Annotated in this window: 13 protein-coding genes; all 13 read left to right on the top strand. The window is 41.4% G+C overall.

Annotated elements, in window-relative coordinates; all coding sequences use genetic code 11:
- Nucleotides 1-328 precede the first annotated feature (328 nt).
- The 13 genes from ftsH to IJI01_RS13400 all read left to right on the top strand — a co-directional run bounded on the left by ftsH (nt 329) and on the right by IJI01_RS13400 (nt 14,927).
- Entirely contained in the window at nt 329-2,539 is a 2,211-nt protein-coding gene (gene ftsH, locus IJI01_RS13460) for an ATP-dependent zinc metalloprotease FtsH (protein WP_292191429.1), read from the top strand.
- A gap of 73 nt (nt 2,540-2,612) precedes the next feature.
- Nucleotides 2,613-4,484, top strand: coding sequence for an excinuclease ABC subunit UvrC (gene uvrC, locus IJI01_RS13455; protein ID WP_292191426.1), 1,872 nt, complete (start codon nt 2,613-2,615; stop codon nt 4,482-4,484).
- Between the two features lie 98 nt (nt 4,485-4,582).
- Nucleotides 4,583-6,253, top strand: a complete 1,671-nt coding sequence (locus IJI01_RS13450; RefSeq protein WP_292191423.1) for a hypothetical protein — start codon at nt 4,583-4,585, stop codon at nt 6,251-6,253.
- Nucleotides 6,254-6,326: 73 nt separating this feature from the next.
- Nucleotides 6,327-6,764, top strand: coding sequence for a hypothetical protein (locus IJI01_RS13445; RefSeq protein ID WP_292191420.1), 438 nt, complete (start codon nt 6,327-6,329; stop codon nt 6,762-6,764).
- A complete protein-coding gene (locus IJI01_RS13440; protein ID WP_292191417.1) occupies nt 6,761-7,459 on the top strand; it encodes a hypothetical protein in 699 nt (232 codons plus the stop codon). Before IJI01_RS13445 ends, IJI01_RS13440 begins: the two co-directional genes overlap by 4 nt.
- Nucleotides 7,460-7,510: 51 nt before the next feature.
- The gene (locus IJI01_RS13435) at nt 7,511-9,196 is read left to right on the top strand and encodes a vWA domain-containing protein (protein WP_292191414.1); all 1,686 of its coding nucleotides are present in this window, start codon (nt 7,511-7,513) and stop codon (nt 9,194-9,196) included.
- Nucleotides 9,197-9,216: 20 nt separating this feature from the next.
- A complete protein-coding gene (gene hprK, locus IJI01_RS13430; RefSeq protein WP_292191411.1) occupies nt 9,217-10,164 on the top strand; it encodes an HPr(Ser) kinase/phosphatase in 948 nt (315 codons plus the stop codon).
- Between the two features lie 29 nt (nt 10,165-10,193).
- The gene (locus IJI01_RS13425) at nt 10,194-11,132 is read left to right on the top strand and encodes an ROK family glucokinase (RefSeq protein ID WP_292191408.1); all 939 of its coding nucleotides are present in this window, start codon (nt 10,194-10,196) and stop codon (nt 11,130-11,132) included.
- 14 nt (nt 11,133-11,146) lie between these two features.
- Nucleotides 11,147-12,058: a UDP-N-acetylmuramate dehydrogenase gene (gene murB, locus IJI01_RS13420; protein WP_292191405.1), complete on the top strand. Its 912-nt coding sequence runs from the start codon at nt 11,147-11,149 to the stop codon at nt 12,056-12,058.
- A gap of 53 nt (nt 12,059-12,111) precedes the next feature.
- Nucleotides 12,112-12,987, top strand: coding sequence for an RNase adapter RapZ (rapZ, locus tag IJI01_RS13415; RefSeq protein ID WP_292191402.1), 876 nt, complete (start codon nt 12,112-12,114; stop codon nt 12,985-12,987).
- A gap of 25 nt (nt 12,988-13,012) precedes the next feature.
- A complete protein-coding gene (whiA, locus tag IJI01_RS13410; RefSeq protein ID WP_292191399.1) occupies nt 13,013-13,960 on the top strand; it encodes a DNA-binding protein WhiA in 948 nt (315 codons plus the stop codon).
- A 24-nt stretch (nt 13,961-13,984) separates the two neighbouring features.
- Nucleotides 13,985-14,245 carry an HPr family phosphocarrier protein gene (locus IJI01_RS13405; protein ID WP_292191396.1) on the top strand — a complete coding sequence of 87 codons (261 nt, stop codon included), beginning with the start codon at nt 13,985-13,987 and terminating at the stop codon, nt 14,243-14,245.
- A gap of 448 nt (nt 14,246-14,693) precedes the next feature.
- A complete protein-coding gene (locus IJI01_RS13400; RefSeq protein ID WP_292191393.1) occupies nt 14,694-14,927 on the top strand; it encodes a hypothetical protein in 234 nt (77 codons plus the stop codon).
- Nucleotides 14,928-14,955 lie beyond the last annotated feature (28 nt).

The raw sequence follows: 14,955 nt of genomic DNA, 5'->3' as shown, positions 1-14,955 counted from the left end.
GAATTCAGATATTTTATGGAAAGTTGGCTTAATTATATCAGCAACGTCAAGATTAAGCCCTATAAAACTTTAAAAAATCACAGAATTTTAAAAGTCGATGGAATTTACTGTTTCACTGGAATTTAAAATTTCAAGTCAGCAATAATTTATAAATCTTTTAGATTTTGAAACTTGAATAAATAAATTGCATGCAATATAATTACACATACAAAATATCAGACAGGTTAAATATAGTATTAAGAATGGGCGCTGATAGTAATAGAGGTTTGACTAAAGCGCTCAATTATCATAACATTATTAATTATAATGTAAGAAGCGGGAAAAAGGTATGGATAATAATCAAAATCAGAGAAATAATAATCCACTGGGTGATGGATCAAATTCACCTAGAAGGCAGAATATAATATTGTTGCTAGTTGCAGCTCTCGTTACCATGATCTGCATGACATATTTCCTTCGAGCCTTTTCAGAGAACACCAATCAGGAGTGGACTTACACACAGTTTATTCAGGCTGTAGACGATGGAAGAGTTGATAGCATTGTTATAACAGATGACAGAATCAACATTACATTAAAAGAAGATGCTGACAAGGATCAGGGAATAAGACCAGGTCTTGTAACTTCCTGGGGAAGTGCTAGCACAATGACCTACTATACTGGTAAAGCAGAGGATGACAGCGATCTTACACAGCGCATGATTGAGGCAGGTGTCACAGTCAGCAGCGAGGTGCCAGATAACTCAGGCGTTATCCTTTCATTCTTTTTATACTATGTAGCTCCAATCCTACTCATGTGGCTTATACTGTCACTGATCTTCAGGAGAATGGGAAGAGGCGGTGGTCCTCTTAGCGTAGGTAAGAGCAATGCCAAGATCTACGTCCAGAAGGAAACAGGTGTTACCTTCAAGGACGTAGCTGGCGAAGATGAAGCCAAAGAGTCACTTGTAGAGGTGGTAGACTTCCTTCACAACCCAGCCAAGTATGCCAAGATAGGTGCTAAGCTTCCTAAGGGAGCACTTCTTGTAGGACCTCCTGGAACCGGTAAGACACTTCTTGCCAAGGCAGTAGCAGGAGAAGCGCACGTTCCATTTTATTCTCTTGCAGGTTCAGACTTTATCGAGCTTTACGTTGGTGTAGGTGCCAGCCGAGTTCGTGATCTTTTCAGCGAAGCAAGTAAGAATGCACCATGTATCATTTTTATCGATGAGATTGATGCTATCGGTCGTAGCCGTGATAACAAGTATGGCGGCGGTAATGAGGAGAGAGAGCAGACACTTAACCAGCTGTTGTCTGAGATGGATGGTTTCGATTCTTCCAAGGGTGTCCTCATCCTGGGAGCAACAAACAGACCAGAGATTCTAGATAAAGCCCTCCTTAGACCAGGACGTTTTGATAGAAGAATTATCGTAGATAAGCCAGATCTCAAGGGTCGTGAGGAAATCCTCAAGGTTCATTCCAAGGATGTTAAGATGGATGAGACTGTTGATCTTAAGGGAATCGCACTTGCAACAAGTGGAGCCGTTGGATCAGACCTTGCTAATATGATCAATGAAGCAGCTATCAATGCTGTTAAGGCACATCGTGAGTATGTTTGCCAGCAGGATCTCATGGAAGCTGTTGAGCAGGTACTTGTTGGTAAAGAGAAAAAAGACCGCATCCTCAGCAAGGAAGAGCGTAAGATCGTTTCCTACCATGAGGTTGGACATGCACTTATCAGCGCGGTTCAGAAGAATACAGAGCCTGTTCAGAAGATTACAATCGTACCTAGAACCATGGGAGCTCTTGGTTACGTAATGCAGGTTCCTGAGGATGAGAAATATCTCCAGACCAAGGATGAGATCATTGATGACATCATCGTTTCACTCGGTGGTAGAGCTGCCGAGGAAGTTATCTTCAACACAGTTACAACAGGTGCTGAGAACGATATCGAGAAGGCAACATCAATGGCTCGCAGCATGATCACAATGTTTGGTATGAGCGAGAGATTTGGTCTCATGCAGCTTGAGTCTATCCAGAACAGATATCTTGATGGCAACAGAGTTCTCAACTGCAGTGATGAGACAGCAACTCTTGTTGATGCAGAAGTTCAGAAGCTCCTTGCAGAATGCTATGAGAAAGCTAAGCAGATCATCAGAGAACACCTTGATGCAATGGACAAGATCGCACAGTTCCTTATCGAGAAAGAGACTATCACAGGTAAGGAATTCATGAAGATATATCGTGAGGTTGAGAATCTCCCTGAACCTACAGAAGAGGAGATGGAAGCAGCTAAGCGCGGTCGTATCTATGCTACAAGAGCTGAGTCAGCACTCGTTGGTGAGAACGTTCCTGTTAAGGAGACCAAGGAGAAAAAGGATCCTGAACCAGAGAGTCAGCCTGGACAGTTCCAGAGCATCTTTGATGCAGAGGTTACAGACGCGGGAATTCAGAGCAATTCCGCACCTGCAAGCGAATCTGAGGATAAGAGCGATGATCAGTCAGAGACTGGAAGCGAGAATCGCGGAAGATTTTCAAATGTACCAAATGATTTTGACAAATAATTAGATACTAATTCTAATAACTGAGCCCTGTTCACATTATCGTGAGCAGGGCTTATGTGATATTATTGTATAGATGAGTAATTTCGATATAAAAGAAGAGCTTAAAAAGCTCCCAAACAAGCCGGGAGTCTATATCATGCGTGATGAGAACGACACCATCATGTATGTCGGAAAAGCCATTAACCTGCACAACCGTGTCAGGTCTTATTTTCGTGCCAACATTGGCCGTGGTCCTCAGATCGACCAGATGGTCAAACTCATAGCAAGATTCGAATACATTGTAACTGACTCAGAGCTTGAGGCTCTGGTTTTAGAGAACAATCTGATAAAAGAAAATTCGCCTAGATACAACACTCTTTTAAAAGATGACAAGACCTACCCCTATATCAAGGTCACAGTATCTGAGGATTATCCGAGAGTTCTTTTCTCAAGACTCATGAAAAAAGATAAATCCAGATACTTTGGCCCCTTCACAAGCGCAGCAGCAGTCAAGGATACCATAGACCTCATCAATAAAATATATGGCATCAGAACCTGCAATAGAGTACTGCCAAGAGATATCGGACTTGAGAGACCTTGCCTTAATTACCACATGAAGCAGTGCTGTGGTCCATGTACCGGCGCAGTTTCCAAAGAGGAATACAGGAAAAGAATAGACGGAGCGTTAGACTTCTTGAATGGTAACTACGCTGTTATCATCAAGGACCTTCAGGAAAAGATGGAAGCTGCTTCAGAGGAGCTTGATTTTGAGTCAGCAGCCAAATACAGAGACCTTTTATCAAGTGTCAAAGTTGTAGCCCAGAAGCAGAAGATGACAGACTCCTCCATGGAGGATAAGGATATTGTAGCTATAGCATCAGACGATAAAGATGCGGTAGTTCAGGTTTTCTTTGTAAGAGACGGAAGACTCATTGGAAGAGAACACTTCTACATGACACACGTATCAGAAAATCCTCAGGCCGAGATACTCCTTAACTTCGTTAAGCAGTTTTATGCCGGAACACCTTTTATTCCTAGAGAACTGATGCTTCCAGAAGCCATCGAGGATATGGAGATAATTGAGAAGTGGCTCACTCAGCGCAAGGGCAGCAGGGTTTATATCACTGTTCCAGAAAGAGGACAGAAAGAAAAGCTTATGGAACTGGCCAAGCAGAATGCGGAGCTGGTTCTTTCCAAGGATAAAGAGCGCATCAAGAGAGAAGAAGGAAGAACAATTGGTGCGGTAAAAGAAATAGAAAATCTTCTTGGCATCAAGGGCCTTAACAGAATGGAAGCCTATGATATCTCCAATATCAGCGGCTTTGCAAACGTAGGCTCCATGGTGGTTTACGAAAAAGGTAAGCCTAAAAAGAGCGACTATAGAAAGTTCCGTATTAAATCAGTGGCGGGACCAGATGACTATGCCTGCATGCATGAGGTCCTTACAAGGCGTCTCCTTCATGGAATCGAGGAGAGACATGATCTTGAAGTAAGAGATATTGATGCGCAGTATGGAAGCTTTACCAAGTTCCCGGATCTGATTCTTATGGATGGTGGACGTGGACAGGTCAATATCTGTCTGCAGGTACTTGAAGAGCTTGGAATCAACATCCCTGTATGTGGAATGGTCAAGGATGACAACCACAGAACAAGAGGTTTGTATTTCAATAATGTTGAGCTTCCTATAGATACAAGATCTGAGGGCTTTAAGCTTATCACAAGGATTCAGGATGAAGCCCACAGATTTGCCATTGAGTATCACAGATCACTTCGTTCCAAGTCGCAGGTAAAGAGCTCACTTGATGAGATACCCGGAGTTGGTCCATCCAGGAGAAAAGCCCTTATGAGGAGCTTTAAATCAATTGAAGATATCAAGAATGCCAGCGTAGAAGAATTGTCACAGGTTCCAGAAATCCCTGAGAGCACAGCAAGACAGATCTACGACTTTTTCCACCAGGAGCAATAAGTGGAAAAGCAAGCCTATGCAACAGAATATAGGCTATCAGTTGTTTATTAATCAAACAACTTCTTTATTAAATGGGGATTTGGGGAAACAAAGAGTAAATGAAAAGAACGTTAATAAGCCTTATTTTGGCGACCACATTGGCAACTACAATTCTGACAGGATGCGAACCACTTGTAGTAGATCCTTTAGATAAGAGGTATGAAGTTGACGGTGTAGCAACAACAGCAAGGCAGTTATTTGAAGCAGGCAAAGAGGATTTTGATTATTCAAAATACATATTATGTGATGGCAGTTATCATTACTATGATAAGAGCAAGCGTGTTTCAAATGATGGATCAGTTACATATTATGATCACTACGATTTAAAGAACGGAACCTTTACCTACAGCAGATACTACGTGGACGATGACAATAAGCTTTCAATATATTCAGGAGAGTTCAGGGATGAATTGAACTTTAATTTAGCTCCCAGTATTTCGAAAGAGAAAAGAAAAAAGGACAGTGTTAAGGTTTCGCTGTACAAGAAAACACAAGACGGTGAGGAAACTCAGTTCTATCAGTATGATGGCAACAAGAATGATGAAACCTTTATAGATGTTGAGGCAATATTTCCAGAGAACTTTGATGGAATAAACACTATAGTCAGCAGATCCATAGAAAAAGGAAAGAACATGCTGGATGTGACATTGTCTGGAGATGTTAGTTTTCTCAGACATGTATTTCGCAGTGGATGCTATGGTTATCAATATGCCAAGAATGTCAGATACTCTTTTTGCCTGGATGATAATAAGTTAAAAGAAATAGTGGTTTTCGGAGACAAATTCCAGGATAAAAAAGTTTCTTCTGGCGGAGTGGAGAGTAGAGCTAGTGAAGTTAACATCACTATTAAGTTCTCAGAGATGTCCAATGAGCCAGTTGAGATTCCAGAGCTTCCGGCCATTATGTCTGAAAACGAGGATATAAATAGGATATTAACTGGAGATGAAGAGTTCATTGTTACAGATAACATTGAGAATCCAGCAAACTGCAACGATGATTTCTGCAAAGATGCAGTGCATATCTGGGAAGATCTGATGGCGCTTCCAGAGGAAGACAGAAATACACTCACCAAGATTTCTGATCAGCTTGCTGACATAGCCATAACACATGAATATTATGACTATACATGTACATATGCTCTTTTGGAAAAAGATATATGTGTTGTTAGGTTTTCTTTCTTTGATTATGTAGGCAAACCAATGGGATATATTTTTGTCCCGTTCCAATGCAAGATTGATAATGATAAAAAGGACCAGACGATAGTTGGCAGTGCCTTTTGTGCATCTGGTGCGGACACTATAGAAATAGGTTCCGAAGGCGGCTTTTCTTTTGACCATAAAGATGATTATGAGAAGAAGCATCATTACAAATACTGGCTGGATAAATATATGAATCTTGAGCTTGGATACAGAGCCTACAAGCTGGAGAGACTTTCACTTCTTAATAAGGATGAAGAGCTTGAGGAGTTTGTCGAAGAAAGCAAATCTGAGCTTAAGAGACTTGGAGAAGAATATCGCCTTCCAGTCCTTTCTGATATCACAGAATATTATTTGAACAAGTATGATGAAACATACTACGTAGTTAATATTCACATGGACGAAGAATACACCATAGGCATCATGAGAGATTATGATCTTAACATAGTGTATGAGGATGAGATGAAGAGCAAACTGGCTTATTTAGACAGGAAAGAAACTGAAGTTTCATGGGTGCAAATTTCCGATGAATAATATATAATATCTCACAGATTGTTGAGAGGAATTTTTTTAGATTATTACAATGCTTAATCCTGAGATCAAGTTATTGCAAAAGAAAATAGCAGATTATCCTGAGCAGATCGACAGAATGCAGAAAAGATACGCACTTGTCATGGCTCCTAAGTCTACAGAGATAGGCTCAGCCATCAAAGGACTTAGTGCTTATATGCTGCAGCTCAAGGTTAACAGAGGCTCTTTTGCCAAGCTGTATCAGGAGATTGCATCGGATTGTTCAAGGCTGGAGCAGTTAACTGAAAAAGAGGCAGCTTCTGGCGAGGATCTGACAGAGTCCATTCAGCTTAGTCACGTTCAGATACAGCATGCACAGGCTACCGTAGAGACATATCTTAAGTCGATAGATGCGCAGCTAGACGGAGCAGTGACAGCGCAGGAGAAGCTCAAACTAGCCCAGAAGCAGAAAAAGACATTTGATGTAGTTAATCTCTTGGCAATGATAGAAAAGGGAGACGGATATATTTTATGAAAAAAAAGAATACACTGCCTGGTATTATTATTCTTGCGATAGGCGCAGTAATTGCAGCTATCGTTGGAATTAATGGGGCAGACATTATAATTTCTATAGGAATTGGTTTATTTAGACTCCTGATGATAGCAGGAATCGCAGTATTCGGAGCAGGAGCGCTTACAACACTTATACCTCTTATCAGTAATCTCAAAAGCGCCAAAGCGGCCAAGGAAGCTGCTGAAGCTCAGAAGGCTCAGGAGGAAGAAGAGGCTCGCAAGAGAAAAGAGGACGTAAGAGGACTTGTTAAACAGCTCATGGATGAGGAAGTCGATTTCGTTCCAGTTGGTAATATCCTGTTAAAAGAGATGGACGATATGGATGAGTTTGTTGAGAGAAATGACAAGCTCTTTGTATACAACGACATGACAGAGTTTGAGAGCATGAAGGAGATCATCTCTCAGGCCAGAAATGCTCTTTATCACAACTGCCGTGGTGTAGTTAATCTCTATGTTGCACTTGAAACTTCAGGGGAATTTACAACTGAGGCAGACAAGATCATTCAGAGTAACAACGAGCTTCTTAATAATGCTAAGGACTTCCTTTTAGAGCTCGCAAGATACACTAACGAGCAGAATGAAGATACCGATGCTGTAACAATGATTCAGGATTATGCTGATGCTATCGGCCAGTCACTGAGACATACATACGATTAATAAATAAGAATATAATCAGATAATATTTGATACTGGGAGGAGATATTGAGTATGAGAAAATCAAGATTTTTAAAAGGGGTGCTTGCTGCAGTACTGGCACTGTCAATGACTGCCTGCAGCAACAATGTAACAAACAATTCAACATTAAACAGCGCACTTGGCTATGACGACGCTGTAACAGAGCTTGGAACTTTCTATAGAAAGATCAATCCATCTACAGTTCCAGCAAGGCTTGACGTAGATATGTCAGATGCTTCAATTGCAGATTCACTTGCAGACATTGATACTTTCGACATGATGCTCACAGGAAATGGTTCTATCAACCTTGAGATAGCTGCTCCATCTGAGTTCAGTGGTAAGTCATATCCAGATGAGTGGCTCGTAGCTGTTGGTCAGAAGTTCAACAAGGCTGGCTACACAGTAAATGGTAAGAGCGTTTCGGTTTCAATCAGAAAGATTTCTTCTGGTGAGACACTTACATATATTACAGAAGGTGGCTATCAGCCGGACCTCTATATCCCATCTAATGAGATGTGGGGCGAGATGCTCGTAGCTAATGGTATCAAAGCTACTAAGCTTACAGACAGAATTGCCGGAAACACAGCAGGTATCCTGATGTCCAAGGCTGTATATGACTCATACACAGAGAAATACGGCGAAGTTACTATGGATGGCGTTCTCAAGGCTGCAATTGCTGGCGATATGGTATTTGCTTATACAAACCCATATACATCAGCTACAGGTATGAACATCCTTTGCTCAATGCTTTATGCTTTTGATAACACTAATCCACTTTCAGATAGTGCTGTTGATCAGCTTGTTCAGTATCAGAACAATGCTCCTACAGCAGCTTACACAACATCAATCCTCAAAGAGTCTGCAGCAAAGGGCATCATTGATGCCATGGTAATGGAGGAGCAGACATACATCAATACACCAGAGCTCAAGAACTACGTATACACTCCAGCAGGTGTTCGTCATGATCATCCTGTATATGCGTTCCCTTGGACAGATGATGAAGAGATGGAAATTGCCAAGATGTTCGTGGATTTCTGCCTCACATCAGAGAGCCAGACAATGGCAACAGAAAGAGGCTTCAACCTCCACGAGGATTATGTTTCTGAGAACTATGGAATGACAGGTAGTGACTACCTTTCAGCTCAGAAGGTATGGAAGACCAACAAGAACGGTACACGTCCTACTATTGCAGTATTTGTAACAGATATTTCTGGTTCTATGAATGGCACAAGAATCAAGTCACTCAAGAACTCACTTCTTAATACAATGCAGTACATCGATTCCAGCAGCTATATCGGTCTTGTAAGCTACAGCGATAAGGTTTACATCAACCTTCCTATCGCTCAGTTCGACAACAAGCAGAGAGCATACTTTAGTGGTGCTGTTAAAGACCTTGATGTTGGCGGACAGACAGCTACCTATGATGCAGTACTTGTAGGAATGCAGATGCTCATTGAGAAGAGTAAAGAGGTTCCTGATGCAAACATGATGCTCTTTGTTCTGTCTGACGGAGCACAGAATGCTGGTTACGAACTTAAAAGAATTACTCCTATAGTTGGTGGTCTTGGAATTTCGGTATATACTATAGGTTATGAGATGAATGATTCAGATAAGGCAGATCTTAAATCTCTTTCTGAAATCAACGAAGCTGTATGTATCGATGCAGATACAGAAGATATCGTTAATGAACTTCGTAACTTATTCAATGTAAACATGTAAAACCAATCCAGGAGGAATGTATGGCAAGCGTAAGTCTTAAAACTATCATTGAAAAAATGAAGCTTGAGAATCTGACACCTGAGCTTGATATCAAGAAGATCAGGATCAGTCAGCCAGATATCAACAGACCAGCTCTTCAGCTGGCTGGATACTTTGAGCACTTCGAGGCGACAAGACTTCAGGTAATCGGATTTGTAGAATATACCTATATGGAATCTTTTCCTGATGACAAGAAGGAGGACATGTACAGAGAATTCCTTTCCTTCGACATCCCTGGTGTAGTATTCTGTAGAGAGCTTACACCAGATCCTCTTTTCATCAAGATTGCTATTGAAGAAAAGGTTCCTGTACTTATTACCAAGAAATCAACTTCTGCATTCATGGCAGAGATCATCAGATGGCTCAATGTTAAGCTTGCACCATGCATTTCCATCCATGGCGTTTTAGTAGATATCTATGGTGTCGGCGTTCTCATCACTGGTGAGAGCGGAATCGGTAAGTCAGAGACAGCTATCGAGCTTATCAAAAGAGGACACCGTCTCGTATCTGATGACGTTGTAGAGCTTAGAAGAGTAAGTGAAGAGACACTTATCGGTACAGCTCCTGATATTACCAAGCACTTCATCGAGATGAGAGGCGTAGGCATCATCGATGTTAAGACTCTTTACGGTGTATCAAGCGTAAGAGAGACTCAGACAATTGACCTTGTTATCAAGCTTGAAGACTGGGATAAAGACAAAGAGTATGACAGACTCGGACTTGAAGAGGAGTACACAGAATACCTTGGCAACAAGATAGTCTGCCACCGTATTCCAATTCGTCCAGGTAGAAACCTTGCGGTTATCTGCGAGTCTGCAGCTGTTAACCACAGACAGAAAGCTATGGGCTACAATGCAGCTCAGGAGCTTTACAATAGAGTTCAGAATTCACTTGCTCGCAGAAGAAGTGATGATGACGATGAAGATTAATTAAAAGAAATTTATTAGAGGAGAAAGAAATGGCAAGATACGTATTCGGCATCGACTTAGGGGGAACAACTGCAAAGATCGGATTACTTACTGAGGGCGGAGAAAAAGTAGACTTCTGGGAAGTACCAACCAGAACCGAGAACAATGGAGAACTCATTCTTTCAGACTTAGCTGTTGCTATTAGAGATAAGATGAAGGAAAGAGGCATCGAGGATTCAGAAGTTATTGGAGCAGGAATCGGTGTTCCTGGTGCCGTAAATGTAGATGGCCTTTGCTATCAGGCTGTTAACCTTGGATGGGAGAACCTCAACGTTGTTAACGAACTCCATTCCAAGCTTAAGCTTCCTGTAAAAGCTGGTAATGACGCTAACGTAGCAGCTCTTGGAGAAGCCTGGAAGGGCGGCGGACAGGGCTACAAGAACATGCTTCTTGTAACACTCGGAACAGGAGTTGGTGGTGGTATCATCAACGAAGGCAAGATCCTTGCTGGTTCTAAGGGATCAGGCGGAGAGATCGGACACATTCACCTTGAGGATGATGAGCCAGATGCATGTGGATGTGGTAATCATGGCTGCTTTGAGCAGTATGCAAGCGCAACAGGTGCTGTAAGACTTGCTAAGAGAATCCTTGCAGCTACTGATGAAGACAGCGCACTCAGACACATCGACAACTTCCAGTGTAAGGATGTATTTGATGAAGCCAAGAAGGGCGATAAGGTTGCTATGCAGATAGCTGAGAGATACGGCTATTACCTTGGAAAAGGTATTGCTGCAACAGCAAGCGTTGTTAACCCAGAGATCATCGTTTTGGGCGGCGGCGTTTCAAGAGCAGGCGAAATGCTCTTTGATCTTCTTAAGCCAAGCTTTGAGAAGTATGTATTCCCAGGCTGTAAGGATGCTAAGTTTGCACTTGCCAAGCTGGGTAATGACGCAGGAGTTTATGGCGCAGCCAAAATGCTTCTTTATTAATGGAGATAAGATTTTTGAATAAAGATGTAATAACAGCAATAAGACAGATCTCACCTGATCTGGATGTTAATACTAATGAGATGATGAGCAGGCACACCACGTTTAAAACTGGTGGGCCTGCAAGCTTGTTTATAAGGCCATCTGACCTTGATCAGTTAAAGAGTGTAGTAGCACTTCTTAGAAGAGCTGAAACACCTTTCTTTGTACTTGGAAATGGCAGTAACCTTCTGGTGTCTGATAAAGGCTATGATGGAGCTATTATTTCTACAGAAAAGCTAATAGATATCAGATTACAGGACGATACACATATATATGCGGAAGCCGGAGCAATGAATTCCAGAATAGCTGCTTTTGCAAGGGATAACTCTCTTACAGGTTTTGAGTTCGCAGCTGGAATTCCAGGAACCATCGGCGGCGCAATGATCATGAATGCCGGAGCCTATGATGGCGAGATGAAGCTTGTCACCAAGGAAGTCAGAGCACTTTCCCCTCAGGGAGAAATAATCAGACTTGATAACCAGGCTCTTAGATTTGACTATAGATCAAGCGCTCTTAAAGGCAAGGACTTCATTGTTGTTTCAGCTCTTTTGGAACTTGAGAAGGGCGACAAGGATCAGATCACTGACAGAATGCAGGAGCTGGCCCTTAAGAGAAAAGAGAAACAGCCACTTGAATTCCCAAGTGCAGGCTCTACATTTAAGAGACCGGAAGGATATTTTGCCGGCAAACTTATTGAAGATGCAGGACTTCGCGGATATACTGTGGGTGGAGCAATGGTTTCAGACAAGCATTGCGGCTTTGTGATCAACAAGGGCGAGGCTACATCACAGGATATTTACAAGCTTATATGTGATGTGCAGAAAAAAGTCTATGATGACTTTGGGGTTAAGCTTGAGCCGGAAGTGATCATGCTGGGCAAGTTCTAAATTAGTTACAAAGTGTATAAAAAAGTAGTTTGTTATAAGAAGGGTCGTAGAATATGAGATTTGTCATTGTTACAGGAATGAGCGGTGGTGGTAAGTCCACAGCAATTCACATGCTTGAGGATGCAGGTTACTACTGCGTAGATAATCTGCCAGTATCTCTTATTGAGAAGTTTGCCGAGCTTATTACAATGCCAGACAATGAGATCAGCAAGGTGGTTCTTGGTATCGACGCAAGAGCCGGCCAGGCTTTTGAAGAAGTAGCAGGAATGATTGATGCTATGAAAGAGAAGGGAATTCCTACAGAAGTTCTTTTCATGGATTGCAGTGATCAGGTTCTCATAAAAAGATATAAAGAGACCAGACGAGTTCATCCAATGAACGTCAATGACGTGGGCAACAGAATTGAAGTTGGAATTGCCAAGGAAAGAGCCGTTCTTGCTGAGGTCAAGAAAAGAGCTGATTACGTTATAGATTCTTCTAACCTTCTCACCAGAGAACTCAAGGAAGAACTGGACAGAATCTTTGTTAAGAACGAGAGCTACAATTCTCTCATGGTTACAATCCTGTCCTTTGGATTTAAGTATGGAATTCCTTCAGATGCGGACCTTGTATTTGATGTAAGATTCCTTCCAAATCCTTTCTATATTGATGAGTACAAGCATCAGACAGGTAATGACAAGGGAGTCCAGGACTACGTTAAGAGCTTCCCTGCCTGCGGAGAATTCCTTGATAAGCTGACAGATATGCTGCAGTTCCTGATACCTGGATATGTTCAGGAAGGCAAGTATCAGTTGGTGGTAGGAATTGGTTGTACCGGCGGACAGCACAGAAGTGTAACAATAGCAAATGAGTTATATGACAGATTGAAAGCCTCTGAAGGAAACTTTGGACTTAAGCTTCTGCACAGAGACGTTAAACAGGCTAAGTAATATAGAGCATATGGAGTTGTGACATATGTCGTTTTCTCTTGAAGTAAAAGAGGAACTGGCTAAACACATTGGTTCATCAAGGCATTGCCAGCTGGCAGAGATAGCAGCCATCATTGATGGGGCTGGCATTATAAAAGCCAATGAAAGCGGAGAAATAGCGCTTTATTTGCAGGATGACAATCCGCTAGTGGTTAGAAAGTTCTTTACATTATTAAAAAAAGCATTTAATATAGGAACTAGCATTTTCGAGGATATCCCTAATGTTAAGGAAAATGGCCGCATTTATAGGCCTGTGATAGCTTCTGGCAAGGATTTACACTCTGTTCTGGGAGCCATCAGAATGATCGATCCGCAAGGATCAGTCAGGGACATTAATGAAGGGATCAGTCCACAGGTTACCAGGAATTCATGCTGTAAGAGAGCATTCCTGAGGGACTCATTTATGTGCCTTGGATCTATCAGTGATCCTAATAAAGGCTATCATCTTGAATATGTCTGTGACCGTGAGGAGCAGGCTGAGAGACTTCGAGAGATGATAGAGTCTTTTGACATTAAGGCCATGATAGTTCGCAGGAAGAAGTACTTTGTATTATATATTAAGGAAGGAGCAGGAATCGTAGACCTTCTTAATATAATGGAAGCTCCGGTTAGTCTCATGAATCTGGAGAACCTTCGAATTGTCAAGGAAATGCGCAACTCCATTAACCGAAGAGTTAATTGTGAGGTTGCCAACATCACCAAAACTGTCAACGCTGCAACCAAGCAGATTGAGGATATCACCTTCTTGAGAGACCATTATGGTTTTGAGAATCTTCCGGTGAACCTCAGAGAAATGGCAGAAGTCAGGCTTGAACATCCTGATTCAACACTTTTAGAACTGGGAAGATTTCTGGATCCAGTTGTAGGTAAATCGGGAGTTAATCATAGACTTAGGAAACTAAGCGAACTCGCAGATAAGTTAAAAGGGAATTAAAGGATTAGATTCAGGAGGGGAATTATGATCACAAAATCTATCGAAATCAAGTTGCCTAGAGGACTTGAGGCTAGACCAGTAGCAGAGCTTGTTCAGCTTGCCAGCAAATATGAGAGTACTGTTCATATTGAGGCTCAGTCCAAGAAGGTTAACGCTAAGAGCATCATGGGTATGATGACTCTGACACTCAACTCTGGAGAGACTGTAACTGTTATCGCAGATGGATCTGATGAAGAGTCAGCTGTTGCAGATATGGAGAATTTCCTTCAGGGGAACATCAAGTAATTTTAGACATAAAAAAAGCCCTATAAAAGGGAGGATGCCAGGTAAGCTTCCTTACCTGGCATATTATGAAAAAGTTTTTTAAAATTGGTATTGTCTTAACTCATCTGACAATATTATATTAACAAGAGGATATGTCTAAAAGATGATTCTGAGTAACCATTCTTTTAATTAATTGTAAACAAATTATGAACGATGCTGAGAAGAGATTTTGGCATCGTTCTTCTTTTTTATAAAATTGTGTTGATAATTTTATCGGAATACTACATAATGTAGATTGTGCGTTTGTTTATGAATTATTAATAAATGATTTGATGATAAGTGTATGCAAATCACGACATAAAGTATAAAATATCGGTAGCGGATATATTATTATTAGTACATTATTATTTTATATTTCATATAGGTAATATCTTTTTTGTTCATAATTTTGAGTTGCGAGGGTGCAAGTATGAAGGATATAGATGATCATAGTAATCTAAATCAATCTGATAGATTAAAAGAAACCTTCGTAGTCAAGATTGAACATTGCCAGAATAACACCTGGCAGGGCAAGGTTGTTTGGGCAGATGAGAACAAGAAGGTAACCTTCAGGAGTGCTTTGGAGCTTATGAACCTGATGAATGAAGCTATGGCACATGCTAAGTCACAGGGAGAGCGCACAGCAGAGCATTCTGTTTCCTGATTTTTGTATTGAATATTGTGAGAGGTCG

Origin of the sequence: Butyrivibrio sp., assembly GCF_017433805.1 — a bacterium.
Taxonomy (GTDB): Bacteria; Bacillota; Clostridia; order Lachnospirales; family Lachnospiraceae; genus Butyrivibrio.
The sequence above is the reverse complement of the archived record's forward strand: the minus strand, read 5'-3'. Positions and strand labels throughout refer to the sequence as shown.

What these genes read in the sequence shown, in the direction of transcription:
- ftsH (WP_292191429.1), top strand. Translation starts at nt 329, where the DNA reads ATGGATAATAATCAAAATCAGAGAAATAATAATCCACTGGGTGATGGA.
- uvrC (WP_292191426.1), top strand. Translation starts at nt 2,613, where the DNA reads ATGAGTAATTTCGATATAAAAGAAGAGCTTAAAAAGCTCCCAAACAAG.
- IJI01_RS13450 (WP_292191423.1), top strand. Translation starts at nt 4,583, where the DNA reads ATGAAAAGAACGTTAATAAGCCTTATTTTGGCGACCACATTGGCAACT.
- IJI01_RS13440 (WP_292191417.1), top strand. Translation starts at nt 6,761, where the DNA reads ATGAAAAAAAAGAATACACTGCCTGGTATTATTATTCTTGCGATAGGC.
- IJI01_RS13435 (WP_292191414.1), top strand. Translation starts at nt 7,511, where the DNA reads ATGAGAAAATCAAGATTTTTAAAAGGGGTGCTTGCTGCAGTACTGGCA.
- hprK (WP_292191411.1), top strand. Translation starts at nt 9,217, where the DNA reads ATGGCAAGCGTAAGTCTTAAAACTATCATTGAAAAAATGAAGCTTGAG.
- IJI01_RS13425 (WP_292191408.1), top strand. Translation starts at nt 10,194, where the DNA reads ATGGCAAGATACGTATTCGGCATCGACTTAGGGGGAACAACTGCAAAG.
- rapZ (WP_292191402.1), top strand. Translation starts at nt 12,112, where the DNA reads ATGAGATTTGTCATTGTTACAGGAATGAGCGGTGGTGGTAAGTCCACA.
- whiA (WP_292191399.1), top strand. Translation starts at nt 13,013, where the DNA reads ATGTCGTTTTCTCTTGAAGTAAAAGAGGAACTGGCTAAACACATTGGT.
- IJI01_RS13405 (WP_292191396.1), top strand. Translation starts at nt 13,985, where the DNA reads ATGATCACAAAATCTATCGAAATCAAGTTGCCTAGAGGACTTGAGGCT.
- IJI01_RS13400 (WP_292191393.1), top strand. Translation starts at nt 14,694, where the DNA reads ATGAAGGATATAGATGATCATAGTAATCTAAATCAATCTGATAGATTA.